This window comes from Nocardioides sp. N13(2025), assembly GCF_051912545.1.
GTDB lineage: Bacteria > Actinomycetota > Actinomycetes > Propionibacteriales > Nocardioidaceae > Nocardioides.
In genome coordinates this window covers 2344683-2367830 of record NZ_CP196809.1, presented here as the reverse complement: position 1 = coordinate 2367830, position 23148 = coordinate 2344683, and the positions used below count along the sequence as shown (strand labels likewise).

24 protein-coding genes and 2 tRNA genes are annotated in these 23148 nt (G+C 71.9%); 12 read left to right on the top strand and 14 right to left on the bottom strand.

The genetic code is table 11. The features are described 5' to 3' along the window. Positions 1-5 precede the first annotated feature (5 nt). The 3 genes from ACS3YM_RS11465 to ACS3YM_RS11455 are packed head-to-tail and all read right to left on the bottom strand — an operon-like array spanning position 6 to position 1931. Positions 6-617, bottom strand: a complete 612-nt coding sequence (locus tag ACS3YM_RS11465) for a CbiQ family ECF transporter T component (protein WP_439936565.1) — start codon at positions 615-617, stop codon at positions 6-8. Beyond that, positions 614-1312 (bottom strand): energy-coupling factor ABC transporter ATP-binding protein, encoded by a 699-nt coding sequence (locus tag ACS3YM_RS11460; RefSeq protein WP_439936564.1) that lies wholly within the window; start codon positions 1310-1312, stop codon positions 614-616. The genes ACS3YM_RS11465 and ACS3YM_RS11460 overlap by 4 nt, the downstream gene beginning before the upstream one ends. A gap of 16 nt (positions 1313-1328) precedes the next feature. Continuing rightward, positions 1329-1931 carry a biotin transporter BioY gene (locus tag ACS3YM_RS11455; protein WP_439936563.1) on the bottom strand — a complete coding sequence of 201 codons (603 nt, stop codon included), beginning with the start codon at positions 1929-1931 and terminating at the stop codon, positions 1329-1331. A 144-nt stretch (positions 1932-2075) separates the two neighbouring features. On the opposite strand from ACS3YM_RS11455, the gene ACS3YM_RS11450 reads away from it, so the two are divergent. After that, positions 2076-2630: a TetR family transcriptional regulator gene (locus ACS3YM_RS11450; protein WP_439936562.1), complete on the top strand. Its 555-nt coding sequence runs from the start codon at positions 2076-2078 to the stop codon at positions 2628-2630. Here ACS3YM_RS11450 and ACS3YM_RS11445 read toward each other — a convergent pair. Genes ACS3YM_RS11445 through ACS3YM_RS11420 form a run of 6 tightly spaced genes read right to left on the bottom strand, consistent with a single transcriptional unit; the run spans position 2627 to position 8281 of the window. Further along, entirely contained in the window at positions 2627-3238 is a 612-nt protein-coding gene (locus ACS3YM_RS11445) for a pentapeptide repeat-containing protein (RefSeq protein ID WP_439936561.1), read from the bottom strand. The genes ACS3YM_RS11450 and ACS3YM_RS11445 overlap by 4 nt on opposite strands. Beyond that, positions 3235-3969, bottom strand: coding sequence for a FadR/GntR family transcriptional regulator (locus tag ACS3YM_RS11440; RefSeq protein ID WP_439936560.1), 735 nt, complete (start codon positions 3967-3969; stop codon positions 3235-3237). The genes ACS3YM_RS11445 and ACS3YM_RS11440 overlap by 4 nt, the downstream gene beginning before the upstream one ends. 8 nt (positions 3970-3977) lie before the next feature. Further along, entirely contained in the window at positions 3978-4778 is an 801-nt protein-coding gene (locus ACS3YM_RS11435; protein ID WP_439936559.1) for a 3-oxoacyl-ACP reductase, read from the bottom strand. Further along, the gene (locus tag ACS3YM_RS11430; protein WP_439939876.1) at positions 4775-6142 is read right to left on the bottom strand and encodes an aldehyde dehydrogenase family protein; all 1368 of its coding nucleotides are present in this window, start codon (positions 6140-6142) and stop codon (positions 4775-4777) included. Before ACS3YM_RS11430 ends, ACS3YM_RS11435 begins: the two co-directional genes overlap by 4 nt. A gap of 8 nt (positions 6143-6150) precedes the next feature. Then, complete coding sequence (locus ACS3YM_RS11425; RefSeq protein ID WP_439936558.1) at positions 6151-6918, bottom strand: gamma-glutamyl-gamma-aminobutyrate hydrolase family protein; 768 nt, start codon at positions 6916-6918, stop codon at positions 6151-6153. Then, a complete protein-coding gene (locus ACS3YM_RS11420; protein WP_439936557.1) occupies positions 6905-8281 on the bottom strand; it encodes a glutamine synthetase family protein in 1377 nt (458 codons plus the stop codon). The genes ACS3YM_RS11425 and ACS3YM_RS11420 overlap by 14 nt, the downstream gene beginning before the upstream one ends. 201 nt (positions 8282-8482) lie before the next feature. Here ACS3YM_RS11420 and ACS3YM_RS11415 point away from each other — a divergent pair, with 201 nt between their 5' ends. Genes ACS3YM_RS11415 through ACS3YM_RS11405 form a run of 3 tightly spaced genes read left to right on the top strand, consistent with a single transcriptional unit; the run spans position 8483 to position 11236 of the window. Further along, positions 8483-10033 carry an amino acid permease gene (locus ACS3YM_RS11415; protein WP_439936556.1) on the top strand — a complete coding sequence of 517 codons (1551 nt, stop codon included), beginning with the start codon at positions 8483-8485 and terminating at the stop codon, positions 10031-10033. A gap of 25 nt (positions 10034-10058) precedes the next feature. Beyond that, positions 10059-10700, top strand: a complete 642-nt coding sequence (locus ACS3YM_RS11410) for a hypothetical protein (protein ID WP_439936555.1) — start codon at positions 10059-10061, stop codon at positions 10698-10700. 8 nt (positions 10701-10708) lie between these two features. Then, positions 10709-11236 (top strand): DUF402 domain-containing protein, encoded by a 528-nt coding sequence (locus tag ACS3YM_RS11405; protein WP_439936554.1) that lies wholly within the window; start codon positions 10709-10711, stop codon positions 11234-11236. On the opposite strand, the gene ACS3YM_RS11400 is transcribed toward ACS3YM_RS11405, so the two are convergent. Further along, positions 11233-12141: a 3-methyladenine DNA glycosylase gene (locus ACS3YM_RS11400; protein ID WP_439936553.1), complete on the bottom strand. Its 909-nt coding sequence runs from the start codon at positions 12139-12141 to the stop codon at positions 11233-11235. The two genes, ACS3YM_RS11405 and ACS3YM_RS11400, sit on opposite strands and share 4 nt — an antisense overlap. 46 nt (positions 12142-12187) lie before the next feature. On the opposite strand from ACS3YM_RS11400, the gene ACS3YM_RS11395 reads away from it, so the two are divergent. The 6 genes from ACS3YM_RS11395 (at position 12188) to ACS3YM_RS11370 (ending at position 17206) form a co-directional block, all read left to right on the top strand. Then, positions 12188-13555, top strand: a complete 1368-nt coding sequence (locus ACS3YM_RS11395; protein WP_439936552.1) for a pyridoxal phosphate-dependent decarboxylase family protein — start codon at positions 12188-12190, stop codon at positions 13553-13555. A 30-nt stretch (positions 13556-13585) separates the two neighbouring features. Then, a complete protein-coding gene (locus ACS3YM_RS11390; protein ID WP_439936551.1) occupies positions 13586-14404 on the top strand; it encodes a fumarylacetoacetate hydrolase family protein in 819 nt (272 codons plus the stop codon). Between the two features lie 17 nt (positions 14405-14421). Further along, the gene (gene gltX / locus ACS3YM_RS11385; protein ID WP_439936550.1) at positions 14422-15888 is read left to right on the top strand and encodes a glutamate--tRNA ligase; all 1467 of its coding nucleotides are present in this window, start codon (positions 14422-14424) and stop codon (positions 15886-15888) included. Between the two features lie 7 nt (positions 15889-15895). Then, positions 15896-16900 carry a lysostaphin resistance A-like protein gene (locus ACS3YM_RS11380; protein ID WP_439936549.1) on the top strand — a complete coding sequence of 335 codons (1005 nt, stop codon included), beginning with the start codon at positions 15896-15898 and terminating at the stop codon, positions 16898-16900. 72 nt (positions 16901-16972) lie between these two features. After that, positions 16973-17044 (top strand) — tRNA-Gln (locus ACS3YM_RS11375). Positions 17045-17130: 86 nt separating this feature from the next. Next, positions 17131-17206, top strand: a tRNA-Glu gene (locus ACS3YM_RS11370). A 54-nt stretch (positions 17207-17260) separates the two neighbouring features. Here the strand turns inward: ACS3YM_RS11370 and ACS3YM_RS11365 are convergent. The 4 genes from ACS3YM_RS11365 to ACS3YM_RS11350 are packed head-to-tail and all read right to left on the bottom strand — an operon-like array spanning position 17261 to position 20743. Further along, complete coding sequence (locus ACS3YM_RS11365) at positions 17261-17668, bottom strand: universal stress protein (RefSeq protein WP_439936548.1); 408 nt, start codon at positions 17666-17668, stop codon at positions 17261-17263. Next, the gene (locus tag ACS3YM_RS11360) at positions 17665-19215 is read right to left on the bottom strand and encodes a tripartite tricarboxylate transporter permease (RefSeq protein ID WP_439936547.1); all 1551 of its coding nucleotides are present in this window, start codon (positions 19213-19215) and stop codon (positions 17665-17667) included. The genes ACS3YM_RS11365 and ACS3YM_RS11360 overlap by 4 nt, the downstream gene beginning before the upstream one ends. Beyond that, positions 19215-19751: a tripartite tricarboxylate transporter TctB family protein gene (locus ACS3YM_RS11355; RefSeq protein WP_439936546.1), complete on the bottom strand. Its 537-nt coding sequence runs from the start codon at positions 19749-19751 to the stop codon at positions 19215-19217. Before ACS3YM_RS11355 ends, ACS3YM_RS11360 begins: the two co-directional genes overlap by 1 nt. Next, positions 19748-20743: a Bug family tripartite tricarboxylate transporter substrate binding protein gene (locus tag ACS3YM_RS11350; protein WP_439939875.1), complete on the bottom strand. Its 996-nt coding sequence runs from the start codon at positions 20741-20743 to the stop codon at positions 19748-19750. Before ACS3YM_RS11350 ends, ACS3YM_RS11355 begins: the two co-directional genes overlap by 4 nt. A gap of 94 nt (positions 20744-20837) precedes the next feature. Between ACS3YM_RS11350 and ACS3YM_RS11345 the strand changes: the two genes are divergently transcribed. Together ACS3YM_RS11345 and ACS3YM_RS11340 are read left to right on the top strand one after the other, a co-directional pair. Next, the gene (locus ACS3YM_RS11345; RefSeq protein ID WP_439936545.1) at positions 20838-22457 is read left to right on the top strand and encodes an ATP-binding protein; all 1620 of its coding nucleotides are present in this window, start codon (positions 20838-20840) and stop codon (positions 22455-22457) included. Next, complete coding sequence (locus ACS3YM_RS11340; RefSeq protein ID WP_439936544.1) at positions 22457-23140, top strand: response regulator; 684 nt, start codon at positions 22457-22459, stop codon at positions 23138-23140. Before ACS3YM_RS11345 ends, ACS3YM_RS11340 begins: the two co-directional genes overlap by 1 nt. The last annotated feature ends 8 nt before the right edge of the window (positions 23141-23148 follow it).

Here is a 23148-nt window from a genome sequence, read left to right as displayed (position 1 = left end):
CGGCCCTAGTCGTCGCCGATCCCGCGCGCGTGGAGCGCGTCGCCGGACTCGTGTGCCCGGGCGACGACCCGGATCACGAACGGGGAGAGGTACGCCCGGGGGTTGCGGTCGAGCCCGCGCGCGCGGGCCGCGTCGCGGGTCTCCCGCGCGATGGCGATCGTCCCGGGCAGGGCGCCGATCGTCAGCGCGACGGTGAGGGCCACCCGGTCGGGGTCCACCCCGAGGAAGCGCAACGGGCGTGCCCACCGGGAGAGGGCGTCGACCATCTCGTTGACCGAGGTCGTCGCCGTCAGCGACAGCGCGGCCAGGCCCAGGCTCAGCAGGTCGAGGAAGGTCTCCACGGCCTTCTCCGCGCCGTACCACCACCACTGGAACACGCTCGCGACGACCGCGACGAGCAGCACGCCGCGGGCCGCGCGCCACACCGATCGCAACGGCACCCGGGCCAGCGCCGCCAGCAGCAGCGTCACGAGCAGGAAGACCGGGGCGGCACGCACGTCGCGCACCACCACGATCGCCAGGCTGAGCACGGCCAGGCCGAGCACCTTCGCGCCCACCGGCAACCGGTGGAGGATCGTGTCGCCCGGCTGGTGCAGCCCGGCCATCAGGTCGCTCATGTGTCGACCAGCTGCGTGTAGTGCGCGATGGACTCCTCGGGGGTGCCGTCGGCGACGACGCGGGCCGAGTCCACGACGATCACCCGGTCGCAGCGCGCGGCCAGGTCGAGGTCGTGGGTCACCAGCACCAGCTGCTGGGCCAGGCCCAGCAGGGCGTCGGCGACGCGCCGGGTGTTGGCCCGGTCGAGCAGCGTGGTCGGCTCGTCGGCCACCACGACCGTCGGGTCCGTCGCCAGGACGCCGGCCAGGGCCAGCAGCTGCCGCTGGCCGCCGGAGAGGGAGTGCACCGAGTCGTGTGCGTGGTCCTCGAGGTCGTTGGCGGCGAGCACGGCCAGCGCCCGCTCACGCCGTGCCCGGCTGTCCTTGACCGTCCGCCGCAGCGACAGCTCGATGTCCTCGACGCACGTCGGCATCACCAGCTGGGCGGCCGGGTCGGTGAAGCAGAAGCCCACCACCCGGCGTACGGCTGCTCCCTCGCGCACGACGTCGAGGCCGTCGACCGTCACCCGGCCCGACGACGGACGCACGAGGCCGTTGACCATCCGCGCGAGGGTCGACTTGCCCGACCCGTTGGCGCCGATGACGCCGACGCGGCGCTCGGTGAGGGTGAGCGTGGTGGGCGCGAGGATCTCGCGGTGGCCGCGCCCGGGCAGGGGGACCCGGACGGACGCGGCCTCGAACTGAATTGAGGTCACGTCAGCTCACGCAGCGTCAGTCGCGCTGCAGGAGCTGAGGGAACGCGCGGTGCACCTCGGCGGCGATCATCGCGACGAGCGACGTCTTCACCAGGTCACCGATCCAGAACGGCATGTCCCACGAGGCGGCCTCGCGCCACGAGACGTCGGCGTAGAGCTTCATCCCGGCGATGCCCATCGTGTGGATGACCAGCACGCTGGCCGCCAGGGAGCAGAAGAAGACGACGATCGCGCGGGTGCGGCGGTCGCGGGCGACGTACTTCACGAGGAAGCCGCCCAGCAGCGCGGCGACGGGGAAGGACAGCAGGTAGCCGCCGCTGATCCCGGTGAAGACGCCGATGCCGGAGGAGTGCTCGGCGAAGACCGGCAGCCCGACGGCGCCGAGTGCGAGGTAGAGCGTGACCGCCGCGAAGCCACGGAGCGGGCCGAGGATGCAACCGGCGAGCATCACGGTCAGGGTCTGGAGCGTGATCGGTACGCCGGCGCTGCCGACGGGGATCGCGCCGACGTAGGCGCTGGCGGAGATGAGGGCGGCGAAGGCCGCGATGAGCGCGATGTCGCGCGCCGGGGACGAGGAGGTCGTGGGGGAGTCCCCGTGCGTGGTGTCGGGCTGGGTCATGGCAGACATCGGGCGTCGGGCTTTCTGCGGGGAGGCGGGGGAGTCGACCTGAACACTGTTCAGGCTGAACGGTGTTCAGGTTAGGCTGGTCGCCAGAGCGGCGTCAACGACGTCCAGCCCCTGATCGCGACGAAGGAGTGTGTGGTGGCCCACAACCGCAGCGACGTGCTCGCGCACGCGGTGGCCCTGCTGGACACCCACGGCCTGTCCGCCCTCACGATGCGCCGGCTCGGTGCCGAGCTGGGGGTGCAGCCCAGCGCGATCTACCACCACTTCGCCAGCAAGCAGGACCTCCTCGCTGCCGTCGCCGACGAGATCCTCGCACGCGGCGCCCGCCCGCGCACTGCCGCCGAGTGGCCCGACCAGCTCCGCGAGGTCTGCGGCGAGCTGCGGCACGCGATGCTCGCCTGCACCGACGGGGCCGACGTGGTCGCCACGGTCTGGGCCTTCGGCCTCGGGGCCGCCGCCCCGGTGACGGAGATGGAGAAGGTCCTCACCGACGCCGACGTGCCCGCCGAGCTGGTCGCGGTGGCCTCGCGGACCCTCGTCCACTACGTCTTCGGGCACGCCTTCGAGGAGCAGACCGCGCGCCAGGCCGTCAGCCTCGGCGCCGTCGAGCGGTCGCTGGAGTCGCTGCCCGACTTCGACCTCGGGCTCGACCTGGTCATCGACGGCCTCCGCGCCCGCCTGGGGCGTTAGACCGAGGTGTCGACCTCGGCGCCGTGGAGCTCGGCCAGCAGCACGGCGCCGGCGAGGTCGAGCTTCGTCCTCTTGAGGTCTGCCGATGAGAGGTCGACGCCGTCGAGGCTCGCGCCGCGGAGGTCGGCGCGGTCGAGGGTGGCCTGGCGCAGCATCGCCCGGTCGAGGCGGGCGCGGGACAGGTTCGTGAGGGTCAGGTCGGACATCGACAGGTCGGCCTCGCGCAGGTCGAGCCCGGTCAGGTCGAGCCGGGAGAGGTTGGTGCCGCGGATGCTCACACCGAGCCACGAGCCGCCGATGACGGTGAGCGGTCGCAGCACGCACTCGGCGAAGGTCGAGCCGACCAGCTTGCAGCCGTCGAGCGTGGCGTCGAAGAACGACGTTCGCCGGAAGTCGCAGCCGACGAACGCGGTGGCGACGTGGGTGGAGGCGTTGAGGCGGCCGCCGTGGAAGGTGCACCGCTCGAACACGGCACCCGAGGTGCTCGCCTCGGAGAGGTCGACGTCGGTGAAGGTGCAGTCCACGAAGCGCGCGGCGCCGAGGTCGTCGCCCCACCAGTCCTCGCCGCGGAAGTGGTGGTCGTGGCGGGGTTGATCGGTCGCGCTCATGCCAGGAAGCCGCGCAGCAGGGCCGCCGACCCGGCGAGGTGCTCCTCCGCGGCGGCCGCCGCGGCGTCGGGCTGGCCGGCCAGGATGGCGGTCACCAGGGTCCGGTGCTGCTCGTCGGAGTGCGCGATGTTGCGCTCCAGCAGCGGGATCTCGTCGAGCAGGCTGTTGATCCGCATCCGGTTGTCCGCCACGAGCGTGACCAGCGACCGCACCCCGGTGACCTCCGCGATCACGAGGTGGAGCCGGGAGTCGAGCCGGCGGTAGTCGGTCGGGTCCGCCGCTGTGACCTCCTCCAGGGCCCGCCACACCAGGTCGCGCTCCGGCGCCGACAGGGTCCGAGCCGCGGCCAGTCGCGCCGCCCCCACCTCCAGCACCTCGCGCAGCGCGAGCACCTCCTCGAGGTCCGCGGGATCCAGCCCGGGCGGCTCGTCGGCGGCGCGGGGGACCGGGACGGCCGCCCCCGGCAGCTCGTCGGCCACGAAGGTCCCGCCGTAGCGCCCGCGCCGCGAGACGACGTACCCCGCCTCGCCCAGCGAGCGCAGCGCCTCGCGCACGGTGTCGCGGCTGACGCCGAGCCGGACCGCGAGCTCGCGCTCCGACGGCAGCGACCCGCCGGGCGCCACCACGCCGAGGCGGATGGTCTGCAGCAGCCGCTGCACCGTGTCCTCGAACGCGTTGCCCGGCCGGACCGGCCGGAAGAACGTCTCCTCGGCGAGACGCGACTCGAACATGTCCGTGCTCACAGCGGAGTGACGTACGCCGCGTGGATGCCGCCGTCGACCATGAAGCTGCTCGCGGTGATGAAGGAGGCGTCGTCGCTGGCCAGGAACGCGACCGCGGCCGCCAGCTCCTCGGGCTCGGCGAAGCGCCCGACCGGCACGTGGACGAGGCGTCGGGCGGCCCGCTCCGGGTCCTTGGCGAAGAGCTCCTGCAGCAGGGGCGTGTTGACCGGGCCCGGGCAGAGGGCGTTGACCCGGATGCCCTGGCGGGCGTGCTGCACGCCGAGCTCGCGCGACATCGCCAGCACGCCGCCCTTCGACGCGGTGTAGGAGATCTGCGAGGTGGCCGAGCCCATCACGGCGACGAACGACGCCGTGTTGATGATCGAGCCGCGGCCCTGCGGGACCATGTGGCGCAGCGCGGCCCGGCAGCACAGGTAGACCGAGGTGAGGTTGACGCGCTGGACGCGATCCCAGGCGTCCAGGTCGGTCGACTCGATCAGGTCGTCCTCCGGCGGCGAGATGCCCGCGTTGTTGAAGGCGATGTCGACCGAGCCGTGCGACTCGGCCACCGAGTCGAACAGGGCGTCCACCTGCTCGCGCTCGGCGACGTCGACCGCGACGAAGGTGCCGCCGACCTCGTCGGCCGCGGCCTGCCCGGTCGCGGGGTCGAGGTCGGCGATGACGACCCGCGCGCCCTCGCCGGCCAGCCGGCGGGCCGAGGCCAGGCCGATGCCGGACGCGCCACCGGTGACGACGGCGACCCGGTCGCGCAGGCGCTGCGTGAGGTCCACCGAGAAGGCTGGGCGGGGGTCGGTCATGACTGCTCCTCGGAGTCGATGGCGATGAAGACGTTCTTGGTCTCGGTGAACGACAGGGGCGCGTCGGGGCCGAGCTCGCGACCGACGCCGGACTGCTTGAACCCGCCAAAGGGCGTGCTGTAGCGCACCGACGAGTGGGAGTTCACCGAGAGGTTGCCGGCCTCGACGGCACGACTGACGCGGATGGCCCGCGAGAGGTCGCGGGTCCAGATGGAGCCGGACAGGCCGTAGGCGGAGTCGTTGGCCAGCGCGATCGCGTCGGCCTCGTCGTCGAAGGGCAGCACCGCCACGATCGGCCCGAAGATCTCCTCGCGCGCCGTCGGGTCCTCGCGCGACGGCGTCAGCACGGTCGGCGGGAACCAGAAGCCCGGCCCCTCGGGAGCCTGCCCGCGGAAGGCGACGTCGGTGTCGTCGGGCACGTAGGACGCCACCTTCTCCCAGTGCGAGCGGGACACGAGCGGACCCATCTCGGTGTCGCGGTCGCGGGGGTCGCCGACCCGCACGCCGGCGACGGCGGGCTCGAGCAGCTCCATGAACCGGTCGAGCACGCTGCGCTGGACCAGGATGCGGCTGCGCGCGCAGCAGTCCTGCCCGGCGTTGTCGAAGACGCCGTACGGCGCGGTGGCGGCGGCGCGCTCGAGGTCGCTGTCGGCGAAGACGATGTTGGCGCTCTTGCCGCCGAGCTCCAGCGTGACCTGCTTGACCTGCGCGGCGGCGCGGCCCATCACCCGGGTGCCGGTCTCGGTCGACCCGGTGAAGACGACCTTGCGCACGTCCGGGTGGTCGACGAGCCGCTCGCCGACCACCGACCCCTTGCCGGTGACGACCTGGAACAGGCCCTCCGGCAGCCCCGCCTCGACGCCGAGCTCGGCCAGCCGCAGCGACGTCAGCGGGGTCCACTCGGCCGGCTTCAGCACCACGGCGTTGCCGGCCGCCAGCGCCGGCGCGAAGCCCCACGAGGCGATCGTCATCGGGAAGTTCCACGGCGTCACGACGCCGACGACGCCGATCGGCTCGGCGAAGGTCATGTCGAGCCCCCCGGCCACGGGGATCTGCCGGCCGAACAGCCGCTCGGGCGCGGCGGCGTAGTAGGTGAGGACGTCGCGGACGTGCCCGGCCTCCCACTCCGCCTGGGCGATCGGGTGACCGGAGTTGCGCACCTCCAGGTCGGCCAGCTCGGCGACGTGGGCGTCCACGGTCGTGGCGAAGGAGCGCAGCGCGGCTGCGCGGTCGGCGGGCGCGAGTGCCGCCCACGTCCTCTGGGCCGACCGGGCCCGGTCGACGGCGTGGTCGACGGCCTCGGCCCCGAGCTCGGGAACGCTCGTCACGACCGACTCGTCGGCCGGGTTGACGATGTCGAACATCTCGGTGGTCACACTGTCTCCTCGGTCCGCCCGCGTGCTGCCTGCACCAGCGAGTCCATCAGGCGCAGGTCGTCCAGTGCCTGCTCGGGGTGCCACTGCACCCCGACGGCGAAGCCGTCCCCGGCGAGCTCGACCGCCTCGACCACGCCGTCCTCGGCGTGGGCCGTGGCCCGCAGGCCGGCGGGCAGCTCGTCGACCGCCTGGTGGTGGTAGCACGACACCGCGGCGTCCGCGCCCAGGGCGGCGGCGACCCGGCTGCCCGCGACGGTCCGCACCACGTGCGAGGCGAACTCGCCCGGTCCGTGCTTGTGCGCCCGCGCGTCGGGCAGGTCCGGCACGTGCTGCACGAGCGTGCCGCCCAGCGCGACCGTGAGCACCTGGGCTCCCCGGCAGATGCCCAGCAGTGGCAGGTCGCGGTCCAGGGCCTCCCGGGTGAGGGCCAGCTCCCACGTGTCCCGGTCGGTCGCCGGCGGGTCGGCGGTGGCGTGCGGCTCGGCGCCGTACGTCTGCGCGCCGACGTCGCGTCCTCCGGCGAGCACCAGCGCGTCGACGCGGTCGAGCACCTCGCGCGCGGCCGCGTGCTCGGGGTCGGGGCCGGGCGGCGGGAGCAGCACGGGGATGCCGCCGGCGTGCGTCACCAGCTCGACGTACTGGTACTGGAGGTAGGCCGCCGGCACGTCCCACACGCCCTGCCGGGCGCGCTCGACGTACGTCGTGACGCCGACGACGGGACGACGGGAGCCCCGCGTCGGGAGGGCAGGGTCACATCCGTTCAAAGCACCGCACCCGCTCCCAGTCGGTGACCGCGGCGTCGTACGCCCGCTGCTCGACGCGGGCGTTGTTGAGGTAGTGCTCGACGACCTCGTCGCCGAACGCCGCCCGCGCCACGGCCGAGCCCTCGAAGAGGTCGGCCGCCTCGCGCAGCGTGGTCGGCAGCCGGTCCACGTCGCTGGTGTAGGCGTTGCCCTCGAAGGCTGCCTCGAGCGGCAGCTCGTTGTCGATGCCGTGCAGCCCGGCCGCGGCGATCGCGGCGACCGCGAGGTAGGGGTTCACGTCGCCGCCGGGCACGCGGTTCTCCAGGCGCATGCCCAGTCCGTGGCCCACGACGCGCAGGGCGCACGTGCGGTTGTCCATCCCCCAGGCGACCGCGGTCGGCGCGAAGCTCCCGGCGACGTACCTCTTGTAGGAGTTGATGGTGGGGGCGAAGAACAACGTCAGCTCGCGCATGCAGGCGAGCTGGCCGGCGACCCACTGCTCGAAGAGCTCCGACATGCCGTGGGTGCGGGCGTCGTCGGCCATGACCGCCGAGCCGTCGTCACCACGCACGGACATGTGGATGTGGCAGCTGTTGCCCTCGCGCTCGTCGAACTTCGCCATGAAGGTGAGGCTCTTGCCGTGCGCGTCGGCGATCTCCTTCGCGCCGTTCTTGTAGATCGTGTGGTTGTCGCACGTGACCAGGCCGTGGTCGTAGCGGAACGCGATCTCCTGCTGGCCCAGGTTGCACTCGCCCTTGGAGCCCTCGCAGTACATCCCCGCGCCCTCCATGCCGCGGCGGATGTCGCGCAGGAGCGGCTCCATGCGGGTGGAGCCGAGCATCGCGTAGTCGATGTTGTAGTCGCTGCCGGCGCGGAGCCCGGCGTACCTCTTGGCGAAGGCGTCGCGGAAGGTGTCCTCGAAGACCATGAACTCCAGCTCGGTGCCGACGTAGGGGACCAGCGAGCGCTCCGCGAGCCGGTCGACCTGGCGCTGGAGCACGCTCCGCGGGGCCGCCTGCACGGGCGTGCCGTCGAACCATTCGAGGTCGGCCAGGACCAGTGCGCTCCCGGGAAGCCAGGGCGTGAGCCGGAGGGTGGAGAGGTCGGGACGCATCACCATGTCGCCGTAGCCGCGGTCCCAGCCCGACATCGCGTAGCCGTCGACGGTGTTCATCTCGACGTCGACCGCGAGCAGGTAGTTGCAGCACTCGGCGCCGTGCGGGGCGACCTCCTCGAGGAAGAGCCGGGAGGAGACCCGCTTGCCGACCAGGCGCCCCTGCATGTCGGCGAAACCGACCACCACGGTGTCGATCTCACCTGCGTCGACCAGCGATGCCAGGTCGTCGAGGGCCAACAGCCCCGTGGTCGGCCGATCCTGTGCCATGAGACCTCCTGGGGCTGCGGGTGTGCGACCAGTAATGCGCTCATTGTCGTGCGGAGTCAACCATTGCGTGGGCGGCGACACCGTGAGGGTCGTCGGGCCTGCGCCAAACCTGCGATCCAAAGGTATAGCCGACCTGCCATTGACGGGTCTAGCATCCGGCCAGAGCCGTCACGCGACCCACCCCCTCCAGGAGCGTCCGTCATGAGCAAGGAATCCCTCAACGTCTCGGGTGTGAGCTACCACCACGCCGAGGATGGCTACTTCGACAAGCGCCAGCTGCAGCGCGCGGCCGGCTTCTGGGGACTGTGGGGCATCGGCGTCGCGGCCGTCATCTCCGGCGACTTCTCCGGATGGAACTTCGGCATCGGCGAGGCCGGCTGGGGCGGCCTGGCCGTCGCCAGCGTGGTCATCGTGGTCATGTACTTCGGCATGCTCTTCTCCATCGGCGAGATGTCCGCGGCGATGCCGCACACCGGCGGCGCCTACTCCTTCGCCCGCTCGGCGATGGGTCCGTGGGGCGGCTTCGTGACCGGCCTGGCGGAGACGATCGAGTACGTCTTCACGACCGGCGTGATCGTGCTGTTCTCGGCGCTCTACCTCGACTCCATCACCGACGAGCTCTTCGGGCTCAGCGTCGGTGACAACCAGTGGATCTGGTGGCTGGTCCTCTACGCGGTCTTCGTCGGGCTGAACTCGGCCGGTGCCGAGGTCTCCTTCAAGTTCGCCATCGTCGTCGCTGTCGTCTCGATCGGGGTGCTGGTCCTCTTCGCGGTCCTCGCCATCGCCAACGGCGCCGTCGACTTCGGCAACCTGATGGACATCGAGCCCGAGCCCGGCAACAGCGAGTTCCTCCCGTTCGGCTGGCTCGGCGTGCTCTACGCGCTGCCGTTCGCGATGTGGTTCTTCCTCGGCATCGAGGAGCTGCCGCTGGCAGCGGAGGAGGCGCACTCGCCCCACACCGACATCCCGCGCGCCGGCATCATCGGCATGGTCACGCTCTGCGCCACCGGCGCCCTGGTCTTCGTCCTCAACCCGGCAGTCACCGGCTCCGAGGCACTCGGCGCGTCCGGCGAGCCGCTCCTCGACGGCTTCCGCGCGTTCCTCTCCGACGACCTCGCGGCGCTGCTGTCGCTCTTCGCGCTCATCGGTCTGCTCGCCAGCCTGCAGGGGATCATGTTCGCCTACGGCCGCAACATGTACTCCCTGAGCCGCGCGGGCTACTACCCGAAGTTCCTGTCGATCACCGGCGCCCGCAGGACACCGTGGGTGGCGCTGGTGGCCGGGGCCGCCTTCGGGTTCGTGGTCCTGCTGATCGTCGACATCCTGTCCCGCAGGGGTGGGGAGGCGGGGGAGCAGGCGACCGCGATCGTGCTCAACATCGCGGTGTGGGGCGCGGTCCTGGCCTACGTCCTCCAGATGGTGTCCTTCGTCCTGCTGCGCCAGAAGTTCCCCCAGGCCAGGCGTCCCTACCTCAGCCCGGTCGGCGTGCCCGGGGCCGTGGTCGCCGGGGCCATCGCGGGCATCACCTTCATCGGTGTCCTCATCAACCCCGACTTCCGTCCGGCCATCGTGGCCATCGCCGTGCTCTACGCGATCGGCCTGGCGCTCTTCGGCGCCGTGGGCCGGCACCGGCTCATCCTCTCGCCCGAGGAGGAGTACGCCGTGAGCCACGGGATGCACGGTGATCCCGAGGAGGAGGGCTACGGCGGAACGGTCGAGGACGAGCTGCTGTCGGAGGACGATCGCACCTGACGTCGCGGCGGATAGGGTCGTCCCCGTGATCGCGTCCCACCAGCACCGCTTCATCTTCCTCAAGACCCGCAAGACCGCGGGCACGAGCGTGGAGATCGCGCTGTCCAAGGTGTGCGGGCCCGACGACATCATCACCGAGATCAGCCCCGAGGACGAGGCGCTGCGCCAGGCCGCCGGCGGTCGTGCGCCGCAGAACTTCGAGTCGCCGCCGCTCCCGCGCAAGGCGTACAACCACATGGGCGCCAAGGCGACGCGCGACCTGGTCGGGGCGGAGGCCTTCGACAGCTACTTCACCTTCGCGATCGAGCGCAACCCGTGGGACGCGGTGGTCTCGCTCTACTTCTGGAAGTACAAGGACCGGCCCGAGCTGCCGGACTTCGAGACCTACGTCCAGGAGATCTGGATCGAGCAGCTGGCCAACAACCGCCGCCTCTACCGGATCCGCGGCAAGATGGTGCTCGACCGGGTGCTGCGCTACGAGAACCTCGACGCCGAGCTCACCGAGGTCTGGCACCACCTCGGGCTCCCGGGGGAGCCCGACCTGCCGCGTGCCAAGGGCAACGCACGGCCCGCCGGCCACTACCGCGAGCTCTACACGCCCGCGTCCCGCGAGCGGGTGGCGACGGTGTTCGCCGACACCATCGACGCCTTCGGCTACGAGTTCTGAGGTCGCCGGTGTTCGCTGCCGGCGAGGTGGTCTCGCGACGCGAGGTGCTGCACGGCGACCTGTGGCTGTCGCACCCGGTGACGGTCGTCGCCGACGACGGCGAGGTCCTCGCGACGCGCCTCGACCCCGGGTCGCCCTTCACCTTCCCCGACCACCCGTTCGGACCGCACCCGTGGGGCCACCACACGCAGTGGGGCGGCTCGATCGTGCTGCACCTGAGCCGCGCCGACACGGCCTACGGCGTGTGGAAGTTCTTCGAGACCGACGGCACGTTCCGCCACTGGTACGTCAACTTCGAGCCGCCGATCGTGCGGGTGCCCGGCGGCTACGAGACCGACGACTTCGGCCTCGACCTGATCATCTGGCCCGACGGGCGGCGGGAGTGGAAGGACGTCGAGGACCTCCACCACCAGCGGGCCGAGGGCCGGATCTCGCTGGAGACCGTGGGCGAGGTGCTGGCGACCTCGGCGTCCCTGGTCGACCTCCTCGACGAGGACCGCCGCTGGTGGTCCGACTGGGACGACTGGACGCCCTAGCCGGGCGTCTCGACGCGTACGACGTCCAGCAGCCGCTCGCACTCGGCGACCAGCCGTGCGCGGAGCGGGGCGCCGCGCTCCGCGAACGTCCGCTGCGCCTCGACGTACGCCGCCTTGCCCTCCGCCGTCTCGATCCGCACCGGCTCGAACCCGAGGTCGGCGAGGTCGTACGGTGCTGCCCGCATGTCCAGCACGCGGATGTCGCGGGCGAGCTCGAAGCAGTCGGCGACCAGGTCGCTCGGGATCATCGGGGTCAGCCGGAAGGCGTGCTTGTAGAGGTCCATCCCGGCGTGCAGGCACCCCGGCTGCTCGAAGGCGGGCCGGTCGTCGCGTCCGGGCTGGAGCGTGTTCAGCGGACGGGCGGTGGGGGTGAAGAACCGGAACGCGTCGAAGTGCGAGCAGCCGATCCGGTGCGACTCGACGACGGCGTCGGTGCCCTCGGGACCGAGCCGCAGGGGCCAGTCGTGGCGGGTGCCGTGCTCGGCCGAGCGGTGGACCATCGCCCACTCGTGCAGCCCGAAGCACCCGAACTGCGGGGCCCGCGCGGCGGTGGCGGACAGCAGCTCGTGCAGCTGCTCGAGGAGCGACCGCTGGGACGCGACGTACGCCGCAGACACCCCGGTCGAGTGCGCGGCCCCGCGGGCACCAGTACCGCGAGCGCACTCGACCTGCTCGTAGCCCTTGAGACCGGCGTGCTCCTCGGCGTCAGCGAGCGCGACGCCGTGGCCGGGGTGCCAACGCCGCAGCTGGGCCGGGCGCTGGGAGTAGTAGGTGAAGAGGAAGTCGTGCACCGGGTGCGTGACATGGTCGGCCCGGCGCGCGAGGTGCGGCTCGACGAAGGCGTCGATCCGTGCGGCGTGCGCGTCGGCGAGCGCGCGCCACTCGGCCGCGGGGAGGATCTTCACTGATCCAAGGGTAGTGCGCGGCCGGGTCGGGGCCGACACTGGCGAGATGGAGCACGCACGCGACGCCGCCCTCGACCGCGCCCACGCCCGCGCCGTCGAGTGGCTCGCGTCGCTGGCCACGCGACCGGTCCCGGCGCGGCTCACCGCCGACGAAATGGTCGCCCGGCTCGACCCGGTGCTCCAGGACGGTCCGCTCGACCCCGAGCAGGTGGTCGACGAGCTCGCCACGGCGTGCGAGCCCGGGTTGACCGCCATCCCCGGTGGGCGCTTCTTCGGGTTCGTCATCGGCGGCACCCACCCGGCAGCACTGGGCGCCGACTGGCTGGTGAGCGCGTGGGACCAGAACGCCGGCCTGCGGATGCTGACCCCCGCCCACTCGGCGATCGAGGAGCTCACCGAGACCTGGATCGTCGACCTGCTCGGGCTTCCCGCCGGCAGCGCCGTCGGGTTCGTGACGGGCGGGACGATGGCCAACTTCACCTGCCTGGCCGCCGCCCGCGACGAGGTGCTGCGGCGCCACGGGTGGGACGTCGCGGCGCGCGGACTCCCCGGCTCGCCCGGCGTACGCGTCCTCGTCGGCGCCGAGCGGCACGACACCATCGACCTCGCCCTGCGCTACCTCGGCCTCGGCTCACCGGAGCCTGTGGCTGCCGACGACCAGGGCCGGATCGAGCCGGCCGCACTCGCCGCCGCGCTCGACGCAGGGGACGGGCGGCCGACGATCGTGTGCCTGCAGGCCGGCAACGTCCACTCCGGCGCGTTCGACCCCTTCGACGAGACCATCACCGCGACCCACGACGCGGGGGCGTGGGTGCACGTCGACGGCGCCTTCGGCCTCTTCGCCGCCGCGTCGCCCGGCAAGCGGCACCTCGTCGCAGGGTGCGAGCAGGCGGACTCCTGGGCCACCGACGCCCACAAGACCCTCAACGTGCCCTACGACTGCGGTCTCGCGATCGTCCGCGACCGGACGGCGCTGCGCGCCGCGATGGGCATGCACGGTGACTACCTCATCCACGACGCGGCGGGGGAGCCGCTCGACAAGGTGCCCGAGATCAGCCGGCGCGGTCGCGCCTTCCCGGTGTGGGCGGTGCTGCGCGCGCTGGGCCGCGACGGCGTCGCCGACCTCGTGGACGGGTTGTGCGACCACGCGTCCGCCTTCGCGGAGGGGATCACCGCCATCGAGGGGGCCGAGGTCCTCAACGACGTGCAGTTCACCCAGGTCTGCGCCTCGTTCGGCAACGACGTCCGGACCCGGGGCGTGGTGGACGCGATGCTTGCGGACGGCACCGCGTGGACGACCGGGTCGACGTGGCGCGGGCGGGCCGTGCTCCGGGTCAGCGTGAGCAACTGGTCCACGACCGTCGACGACGTCGCGATGAGCCTCGCCGCGCTGCGGCGCGCGGCCGGCCACTGACGCTGCCGATCGGTTGGATAGCCTCGGGCCATGCGCATCTGTCGGTTCAGCACGGGCGAGGAGCCGCGTTTCGGCGTCGTCACCGGGGAGGTCGACGAGTTCGGCCAGCCGGCCGAGGACTCGGTGGTGGTGGCCCTCTCCGGCGACCCGCTCTACGTGGGGATCAAGCTCCTCGAGGAGCACCACAAGCTCAGCGACGTACGCCTCCTCGCGCCGATCATCCCGCGCAGCAAGGTGGTCGGCATCGGTCGCAACTACGCCGCGCACGCCGCCGAGATGGGCAACGACGTGCCGGTCGAGCCGCTCATGTTCCTCAAGCCCAACACGACGGTCGTGGGGCCGGGCGACCCGATCTTCTACCCGCCGCAGACCAGCGACCTCCACTACGAGGGCGAGCTCGCCGTCGTCATCGGGCGGATCTGCCGCGACGTCCCGGCCGAGCAGGCCACGGACGTGATCTTCGGCTACACGATCGCCAACGACGTGACCGCGCGTGACCTGCAGAAGTCCGACGTGCAGTTCACCCGGGCCAAGGGCTTCGACTCGTTCTGCCCGCTGGGGCCGTGGATCGAGACCGACCTGGACCCGCAGGCGTTCAACGACGGCCGCCAGGTCCAGACGTTCCTCAACGGCGACGTCGTCCAGGACGGCAGCACCGCCGACATGATCTTCGACGTGCCGGCCCTCGTCGCGCACGTGTCGTCGGTGATGACGTTGTTGCCCGGCGACGTCATCCTCACCGGCACCCCGGAGGGTGTCGGCCCCATGCAGGTCGGTGACGAGGTCGAGATCTCGATCGCCGGCATCGGCGCCCTGACCAACCCCGTCGCACTCCGCAGCAGCAACTAGAGAAGCCGAGCACCCACATGAGCACCCCTGTACGCGTCCGCATGGCCCCGTCCCCGACGGGCTCCCCGCACGTCGGCCTGGCCCGCACCGCGCTCTACAACTGGGCCTTCGCACGCCACCACGGCGGCACGTTCGTCTTCCGGATCGAGGACACTGACAAGGCGCGCAACACCCAGGAGTCCTACGACTCGCTCATCGACCTCATGACCTGGCTCGGGCTCAGCTGGGACGAGGGCGTCGTCGTCGGGGGTGCCTACGGCCCGTACCGCCAGTCCGAGCGCACCGACATCTACGCCGACGTGCTCGCCCGCCTCCGCGCGTCGTCGTACACCTATGACTGCTTCTGCACCAACGACGAGGTCGAGGCGCGGCGCAAGGCCAGCGGCTCCAAGGTGATGGGCTACGACGGCTTCTGCCGGGAGCTGTCCGACGAGCAGCGGGCCGCGTTCGAGGCCGAGGGGCGCGCGCCGGTCGTGCGCTTCCGGATGCCCGACGGCTCGATCACCTGGGACGACCTGGTCCGCGGTGACATCACGTTCGAGACCGAGCACGTCCCCGACTTCGCCCTGTGCCGCGCCAACGGCGACCCCCTCTACACGCTGACGGCGCCGGTCGACGACGCGACGATGGAGATCACCCACGTCCTGCGCGGCGAGGACCTGCTCTCCAGCACGCCCCGCCAGATCGCGCTCTTCGACGCGCTCAAGGAGCTCGGCGTGGCCAAGGCCACGCCCGAGTTCGGCCACCTGCCCTACGTCATGGGCGAGGGCAACAAGAAGCTGTCCAAGCGCGACCCCCAGGCCCACATGGCCCTCTACCGCGAGCAGGGCTTCCTTCCCGAGGGACTGCTCAACTACCTGGCGCTGCTGGGATGGGCGATCGCCGCCGACCGCGACGTCTTCACGCTGGCGGAGATGGTCGAGAAGTTCGACATCAAGGACGTCAACCCCAACCCGGCGCGCTTCGACCTCAAGAAGGCCGAGGCCATCAACGCCTCGCAGATGCGGATGCTGTCGATCGACGAGCTCACCGACCGGGTGCTGCCGTTCCTCAAGGCCGCCGGCGTCGTCAGCGACCCGGTCAACGACCCGGACGCCCAGATGCTCGAGCTCGCGATGCCGCTGATCGCCGAGCGGATCAACAAGCTCACCGAGGCGCCGGAGATGCTCGGCTTCCTCTTCGTCGACGAGGCCGACTTCACGCGCGACGAGGCCGACGTGGCCAAGCTGCTCGACGAGACCGGCCGCGGCGTCGTCCAGGCGGCGTACGACGCCCTCTCCGGGCTGCACGAGTGGTCGACCGCCGCCATCGAGGAGGCGCTGCGCGTGGCGCTGATCGAGGGCATGGAGCTCAAGCCCCGCGTGGCCTTCGGCCCGGTGCGCGTCGCCGTGACCGGCAAGCGGATCAGCCCGCCCCTGTTCGAGTCACTCGAGCTGCTCGGGCGCGAGCGCAGCCTCTCGCGGCTGCAGTCCGCGCTGGCCTGACGACGCCATGACGACTCCGCTGGCGCCCGACTTCCGCCCGCAGTACCACCAGCTGCACCGCGTCGGGCGTCCCGGCATCTGGCGCTCGCTGGTGGGTTCGGTCCTGGTCCTCGTGCTGGTCTTCCTGCTCGTGCCGGCCGTCGCCGGGGCGATCGCGTTCGCGGCGCTGATGGCCGCGGGCAACACGATGGAGGAGACCACGGCCGTCCTCGACGTGACCGCCGAGGCGACGCCGACCGGACTTGCCCTGCTCAACATCGTCATCGCGGCCGCGATCCCGGTGAGCTGGGCGGTCACGTGGTGGCTGCACCGGCTCAAGCCCCGGTGGCTCTCGTCGGTCGCACCCCGGCTGCGGTGGCGCTTCCTCCTCGTCTGCCTCGGGCTGTCGGTGGTGGCGCTGGTGGCCTCGCTGGGCGTCGGCCTGCTGCTGCCGCTGGCGCCGGGGGAGTCGCCGGTGGGGGAGGTCAACGACTTCACCACGCGCACCCGCGACTTCGTGCTGGTCGTCCTGCTGCTCACGCCGCTCCAGGCGGCCGGTGAGGAGTACCTCTTCCGCGGCTACCTCACCCAGGCGTTCGGGTCCCTGGTGTGGGGACGCCGCGCCTCGCAGGCCCTCGCCGTGGTGGGGCCGGCGCTGATCTTCGCGCTCTTCCACGGCTTCTCGCAGGACGCCCCGGTCTTCTTCGACCGGTTCGCCTTCGGCATCGTGGCCGGCATCCTGGTGATCCGCACGGGCGGGCTGGAGGCGGCCATCGCGATGCACGTGCTCAACAACTTCCTGGCCTTCGGCCTGGCGCTCGCCTTCGGCGACCTCACCACAGCGTTGAACGCGAGCGGGGACAGCAGCTGGTGGATGATCCTCTCCACGCTGACCCAGTCGCTGGTCTACCTCGCGCTCGCCACGTGGGTCGCCAAGGGGATGGGCCTGGTCAACGTCGGACCGCCGGTGGGCCGGGCGCTGCCGCCCCCGCCGGGGGACCCCGTTTTGGAGGGCTCGGCCCCGCGCGTGTAACGTTCGGGATCGGTTCCGCAAGGAACCACGTGGTGGTCAGGCGATCGCACCCCGGTCGATCTGATACCCCCATGGGGTATGGTGTAATTGGCAACACGGCTGGTTCTGGTCCAGTTGTTCTAGGTTCGAGTCCTAGTACCCCAGCGAATCCCGGGCCCCGGCCCAGGATTTGGAGCGAAACTCCAACTTCGGTAGAGTTTCGCCCGCTGCTCCTGGAGCAGCACATGCAAGCCCCCGTCGTCTAGCGGCCTAGGACGTCGCCCTCTCACGGCGGTAACGCCGGTTCAAATCCGGTCGGGGGTACCAACGCATGGAAGGGCCCGGTCCTCGGACCGGGCCCTTCGCCATTTCCTGGCTCCCTCAGCCGGTCGGCTTGACCGCCAGGACCGCGCACTCGGCACCGAGCAGGATCCGCTGCGCCACGCTGCCCATCAGCAGCTTGCCGACCGGCGAGCGGCGGCGCAGGCCGATCACGATCAGGTCGGCCGAGACCTCGCCGGCGACCGACAGCACCTGGTCGCCCACGTCGGCGCCCATCGAGCGGCGTACGTCGACCTCGATGCCGGCCCCGCCGAGCTCGGCCGCGAGGCGGGCCAGCTGGTCCTCATCGGCGTAGCGCTCGTCCACGAGGGCGTCGCCGCGGGTGGCGTTGACCACCACGACCCGTCCGTCGCGGAGCCTGGCCTCCTCGATGGCGCGCGCGAGCGCGGCCTCGCCGAACTCGTCGGGCATCCAGCCCACCACGATCACGGTTGCAGGATCGTTCATCGCACCTTCTCCTCTGTGTCGTCCTCGACCACGATGCCTTCGTCGACCGCGACCGCAGCCGGTGCCGGGCGCACTCGGCGGATCACCAGTGGTGCGACCACGGCGAGCGCGACCACCACGTAGATCACCACGGCGAGCGGCTCGCTCCAGAGCCCCGAGACCTCACCGCGGGAGATCGCCATCGCCTCGCGCAGCCGGAACTCCATGAGCGGGCCCAGGATCACTCCGAGGATCAGCGGCAGCACCGGCAGCGCGAACCGCCGCATCATCAGGCCGAGCAGTCCGAGCAGGAGCAGCAGGAACAGGTCGAAGGCCTGCAGGTTGGCGGCGTAGGCGCCCAGGGCGGCGAAGAACAGGATGCCGGCGTAGAGCTGCGGTCGCGGGATGCGCAGCAGCTTGGCCCACAGGGGGGCGAGCGGCAGGTTGAGCACCAGCAGCAGCACGTTGCCGATCAGCAGGCTGGCGAGCAGCGCCCACACCAGCTCGGGCTGGTCGGTCATCAGGGCGGGCCCCGGCTCGATGCCGTAGCCCTGCAGGGCAGCGAGCATGACCGCCGACGTCGCGGTCACCGGCAGGCCCAGGGCGAGCAGCGGGACGAACGTGCCGGCCGCGGAGGCGTTGTTGGCAGCCTCCGGTCCGGCGACGCCCTCGATGGCGCCCCTGCCGAAGTCGTCGCGGCCCTTGCGGGCGGCGAGCCGCTTCTCGGTGATGTAGGACAGGAACGTCGGGATCTCCGCACCGCCCGCGGGGAGCGCGCCGAAGGGGAAGCCGTACGCCGTGCCGCGCAGCCAGGGGCCCCACGACCGCTTGAAGTCCGCACCGCTCATCCACGGTCGGCCGACCGGGATCACGTGCGCCGGGCTGCGGCGCAGGTGGGCGGCGACCCAGAGCGCCTCGCCGAGCGCGAAGATGCCGACGGCGACCACGACCACGTCGATGCGGTCCGCGAGCAGCGGCTGGTCGAAGCTCAGCCGGGGCTGGCCGGTGTTGAGGTCGAGCCCGACCAGGCCGATGGTGAGGCCGAGGAACAGCGCGATGAAGCCGCGCAGCGGCGAGCCTCCGAGCACGCTGGTCACCATCACCATCGCGAGCACCATGAGCGCGAAGTAGGACGGTGCGCCGATCTCGACCGCCACCGACGCGAGCGCCGGCGCGAAGAAGACGACCAGCAGCGTGCCGATCGTGCCGGCGATGAAGGAGCCGATGGCCGCGGTGGCGAGGGCCTGGGCGGCCCGTCCGGCCCGCGCCATCAGGTTGCCCTCGAGGGCCGTCATCACCGACGCCGACTCACCGGGGGTGTTCAGCAGGATCGCGGTGGTCGAGCCGCCGTACATGCCGCCGTAGTAGATCCCGGCGAACATGATGAAGGCCGAGATCGGGTCGAGCCCGTAGGTCACCGGCAGCAGCAGCGCGACCGCCATGGCCGGGCCGATGCCGGGCAGGACACCGACGAACGTGCCGAGCAGCACGCCGATCGCGGCGTAGAGGAGGTTCTCCGGGGTGAGGACGGAGCCGAAGCCGTCCATGAGCAGGCCGAGGTTGTCCATCAGAGCACCCCGTCCAGGATCCCGGCCGGGAGGATGACGCCCAGGCCCTCGTGGAAGAAGTACCAGCTGCTCACCGAGAGCACGACGCCGACGATGACGTCACGCACGAGCGTGCGGCTGCCGAGCGACCAGGCGGCGCCGACGAACAGCAGCGCCCCGCTCACGGCCCAGCCCAGGACCGAGACGGTGAGGACGGTGAAGAGGAGCACGCCGACCAGCTTGAGCACGGTCGTCCAGTCGGCCGGGTGCCGCAGGTCGACGTCCTCGCCGCCCTCGGCCTGGGGCACGTCGCCGCGCAGGGTGGCGAGCACCAGCAGCAGGCCGAGGACGACGGTCACGGCGCCGATGACGTAGGGGAAGACGCGCGGACCGACGGGGTCGCCGAAGCCGACGCGGAGCGTCGTGGCGTCGTAGAAGGTGTAGGCGCCGACCACGACGAGCAGCGCGGCGAGGCCGAGCTGGGCCAGGTCGCGGTCGGGCCCTGGGGTCGTCCCCGGGGACTCCGGGGTGGTGGGGGTGTCGAGTGATGTGCTCACAGCAGGTCCAGCTCCTCGAGGGTGGTGGCGACGCGCTCGTCCTGTTCCTGCAGGAACGTGGTGAAGTCGTCGCCGGTCTTGAACTCGTCGATCCAGCCGTTGTCCTCGAGGGCCTGCTGCCACTCGGGGGTCTCGTGCATCTCCTCGAGCATCGCGATCAGCTCGTCGCGACGCTCCTCGCTGATGCCGGGGGGCGCGAAGACGCCGCGCCAGTTGGTGAAGACCAGGTCGATCCCGGCCTCGGTGAGGGTGGGCGCGTCACTGATGCCCTCGCCCTCCAGCCGCTCCTCGCCGGAGACCGCGAGCAGGCGCAGCTCACCGGAGGACAGCTGGCCCTCGAACTCGCCGACGCCCGAGAAGCCGACGTCGATCTTGTTGCCGAGCAGCGCGCTGGTCAGCGGCCCGCCGCCGTCGTACGGCACGTAGGTGAGCTCGCCGGGGTCGACGTCGACCGCGCTCGCGAGCTGCATCGGGAACAGGTGGTCGGGGCCGCCGGGCGACGAGCCGCCGCCGAGCACGACGGCACCCGGGTCGTCCTGCCAGGCCTCCACGAGGTCGTCGATGGTCTTGAACGGGGAGTCCGCCGGGACCAGCACGCCCTCCTGGTCCTCGATGAGCTGCGCCAGCGGCGTCGCGTCGTCGAGCTTGTAGGGGGCGCCGAAGGAGTAGAGCGAGCCGACGACACCGAGGCCGGCGGTCATCATGGTGCGCTCGTCGCCGTCGGCGTTCATCAGCCGCGTCATCGCCACCGAGCCGCCGGCGCCGACCACGTTGGTGACCTCGAACGACCCGCCGGTGATGTCGCCGTGCTCCATCACCGCGACCGCCGCACGCCCGGTCTGGTCGTAGCCGCCGCCGGGGCTGTTGGGGATCAGCATGGTCAGGTCGCTGCTCTGGGGTCCGCGGGTCACCCCGCAGCCAGTGGCCATCAGCAGGGCCGCGCCGAGTGCCGTCGCCGTGGCGACGGCCCTCTTCGTCCGTTGGCGCAACATGTGGTCTCCCATCTCTCATCTGGTGCAACTCGACGATGGTGGAGACTTCCTGTGGCGGACGTCACCCTTGGGTAAGCAATGGAGGTTCTGGAACTTGTGGTCACGCTCACGACTGCGACCGGCGACCCTCGCCGGACAGTTCCTCGTCCTCCAGCTCTCGGTGCTGCTGCTCGTGGTCGCGGTCGCCAGCGTCGTGTCCGTGCGCCAGAGCGACACCGACTTCCGTGACACCCGCGGCGCCCGGCTGCGCGCGGCGGCGGAGAACCTCGCCAACCTCCCGGCGGTCCGGTTCGCCTTCTCCCGCGACGAGGTCGCGCAGCGCCGCACGTCGCTGACGTCGTACACCCAGCGGGTGCGCAACGACACCCAGGCCGGCGGGGTCTACCTGACCGACCCCGACGGCGTCGTGCTCGTCAGCAGCGACTTCGCCGGACGCGACGAGACGATCGACCTCGACCAGAGCACCGTGCAGCAGCTGCGCACCTGGACCGGCGACGTCGACGACTTCGGGTCCCGCTCGATCGCTGCACAGGTGCCGATCATCTCCGACGGCGGCGACCTCATGGGCATCGCGATGGTCTCCGAGTCCTACCCGACGTGGCGCGAGCGCGGTCGCAGCGTGCTGCCCGACCTGCTGACCTTCGCCGGCCTCGGGCTCGGCCTCGGCGTGGCCGGTTCCCTGCTGCTCTCGCGCCTCATCCGACGGCGTACGCGCGGCCTCGAGCCGGCCGCCATCGCCGCGCTCGCCGACCAGCGCGAGGCCCTCCTGCACTCGATCCGCGAGGGGGTCCTCGCCGTCGCGGACGACGGCACCATCACCGTGCTGAGCGACAGCGCCCGCGAGCTGATCGGCCTCGACCAGGACGTCGAGGGCAGGCGGGTCGACGACCTCGACCTCGATCCCGCGGTCCGCGGGCTGCTGGCCGACGACGCCGAGATCCGCGACCACGTGGTCGTCGTCGGCGACCGCGTGCTCGTGGTCAACCGCAACCCCGTGATCGAGCGCGGGCGCCGCGTGGCGTCGGTGACCACGCTGCGCGACCGCACCGAGCTGCTGGCCCTGCAGAGCGAGCTCAGTGCGCGCCAGTCGATCACCAACACGCTGCGTGCCCAGACGCACGAGTTCCACAACCAGCTCCACACGATCTCCGGCCTGGTGCAGCTGGGGGAGTACGACGAGGTGTCACGGCTCGTGGGCACGTTGAGCCGGCGCCGCGCGGAGATCTCCGACGCGGTGCTCGCGCACGTCGAGGACCCTGCCGTCGCGGCCCTGCTGATCGCCAAGACCAGCCTGGCCGCCGAGCGCGGTGTGGACCTGCGCATCTCCTCGGGCAGCGACCTCCCGCGGCTCGACCCCGAGGCCTCGACCGACGTCGGCACGGTCCTGGGCAACCTGGTCGACAACGCCGTGGACGCCTCGGTCTCGGTCGGCGGCACGTCCGTGGAGGTCGACGTGCGGCTCGAGGACGACACCGTCCGCCTCGCCGTCGCGGACACCGGGCCGGGCGTGCCGGCCGACCAGGTCGGCGAGATCTTCCGCCGCGGCTGGAGCACCAAGTCCGCCACGGCGGAGGGCAGGGGTGTCGGGCTGGCGCTCGTGCAGGTCGTCTGCGAGCGTCGGGGCGGCGCCGTCGCCGTACGGTCCGGTGAGGACGGCGGCGGTGCCGTCTTCGAGGCGTCCCTGCCCGGGGTGCACGAGGGAGTGGAGGGCTGATGGTCGAGCACGGGACCGAGGTCGCGGTGCTGGTCGTCGACGACGACTTCATGGTGGCGCGCATCCACACCCAGTTCGTCGAGCGGACGCCCGGCTTCCGGGTGGTCGGGGTCGCGAGCACCGGCCGGGCCGCCCTCGACGACATCGCCCGGCTGCGCCCCGACCTGGTGCTGCTCGACGTGCACCTGCCCGACATGACCGGCATCGACGTGCTCCGGCGGCTGCGGGCCGACGGCGACGACGTCGGCGTGCTCATGGTCACCGCCGCCCGCGAGGCCGACACCGTGCGGGCCGCGGCGTCCGGGGGAGCGGTGCACTACCTCGTCAAGCCCTTCGACTACGACGACCTCCGCGTGCGCCTCGAGTCCTTCCGCGCCGCCCACCTCGCGCTGTCCGGATCGGGCGCGCCCGGGCAGCAGGACATCGACGCGGTCTTCGGCGCCGCCGCACCTGGCGCGGCCGCCACCCTGCCGAAGGGGCTCAGCCCCGAGACGGCCGACCTCGTGCAGTCCGCGCTGCGCGAGGCGGGCGAGCTGTCCGCCGCCGAGTGCGCCGACGTCGTCGGCATCTCGCGCGTCTCCGCGCGGCGCTACCTCGAGCACTTCGTGGCCCGCGGCTCGGCGGGAGTCCGCCTGCAGTACGGCGGTGGCGGCCGGCCGGAGCGGCGCTACCGGTCCACCTAGGCCGCTGT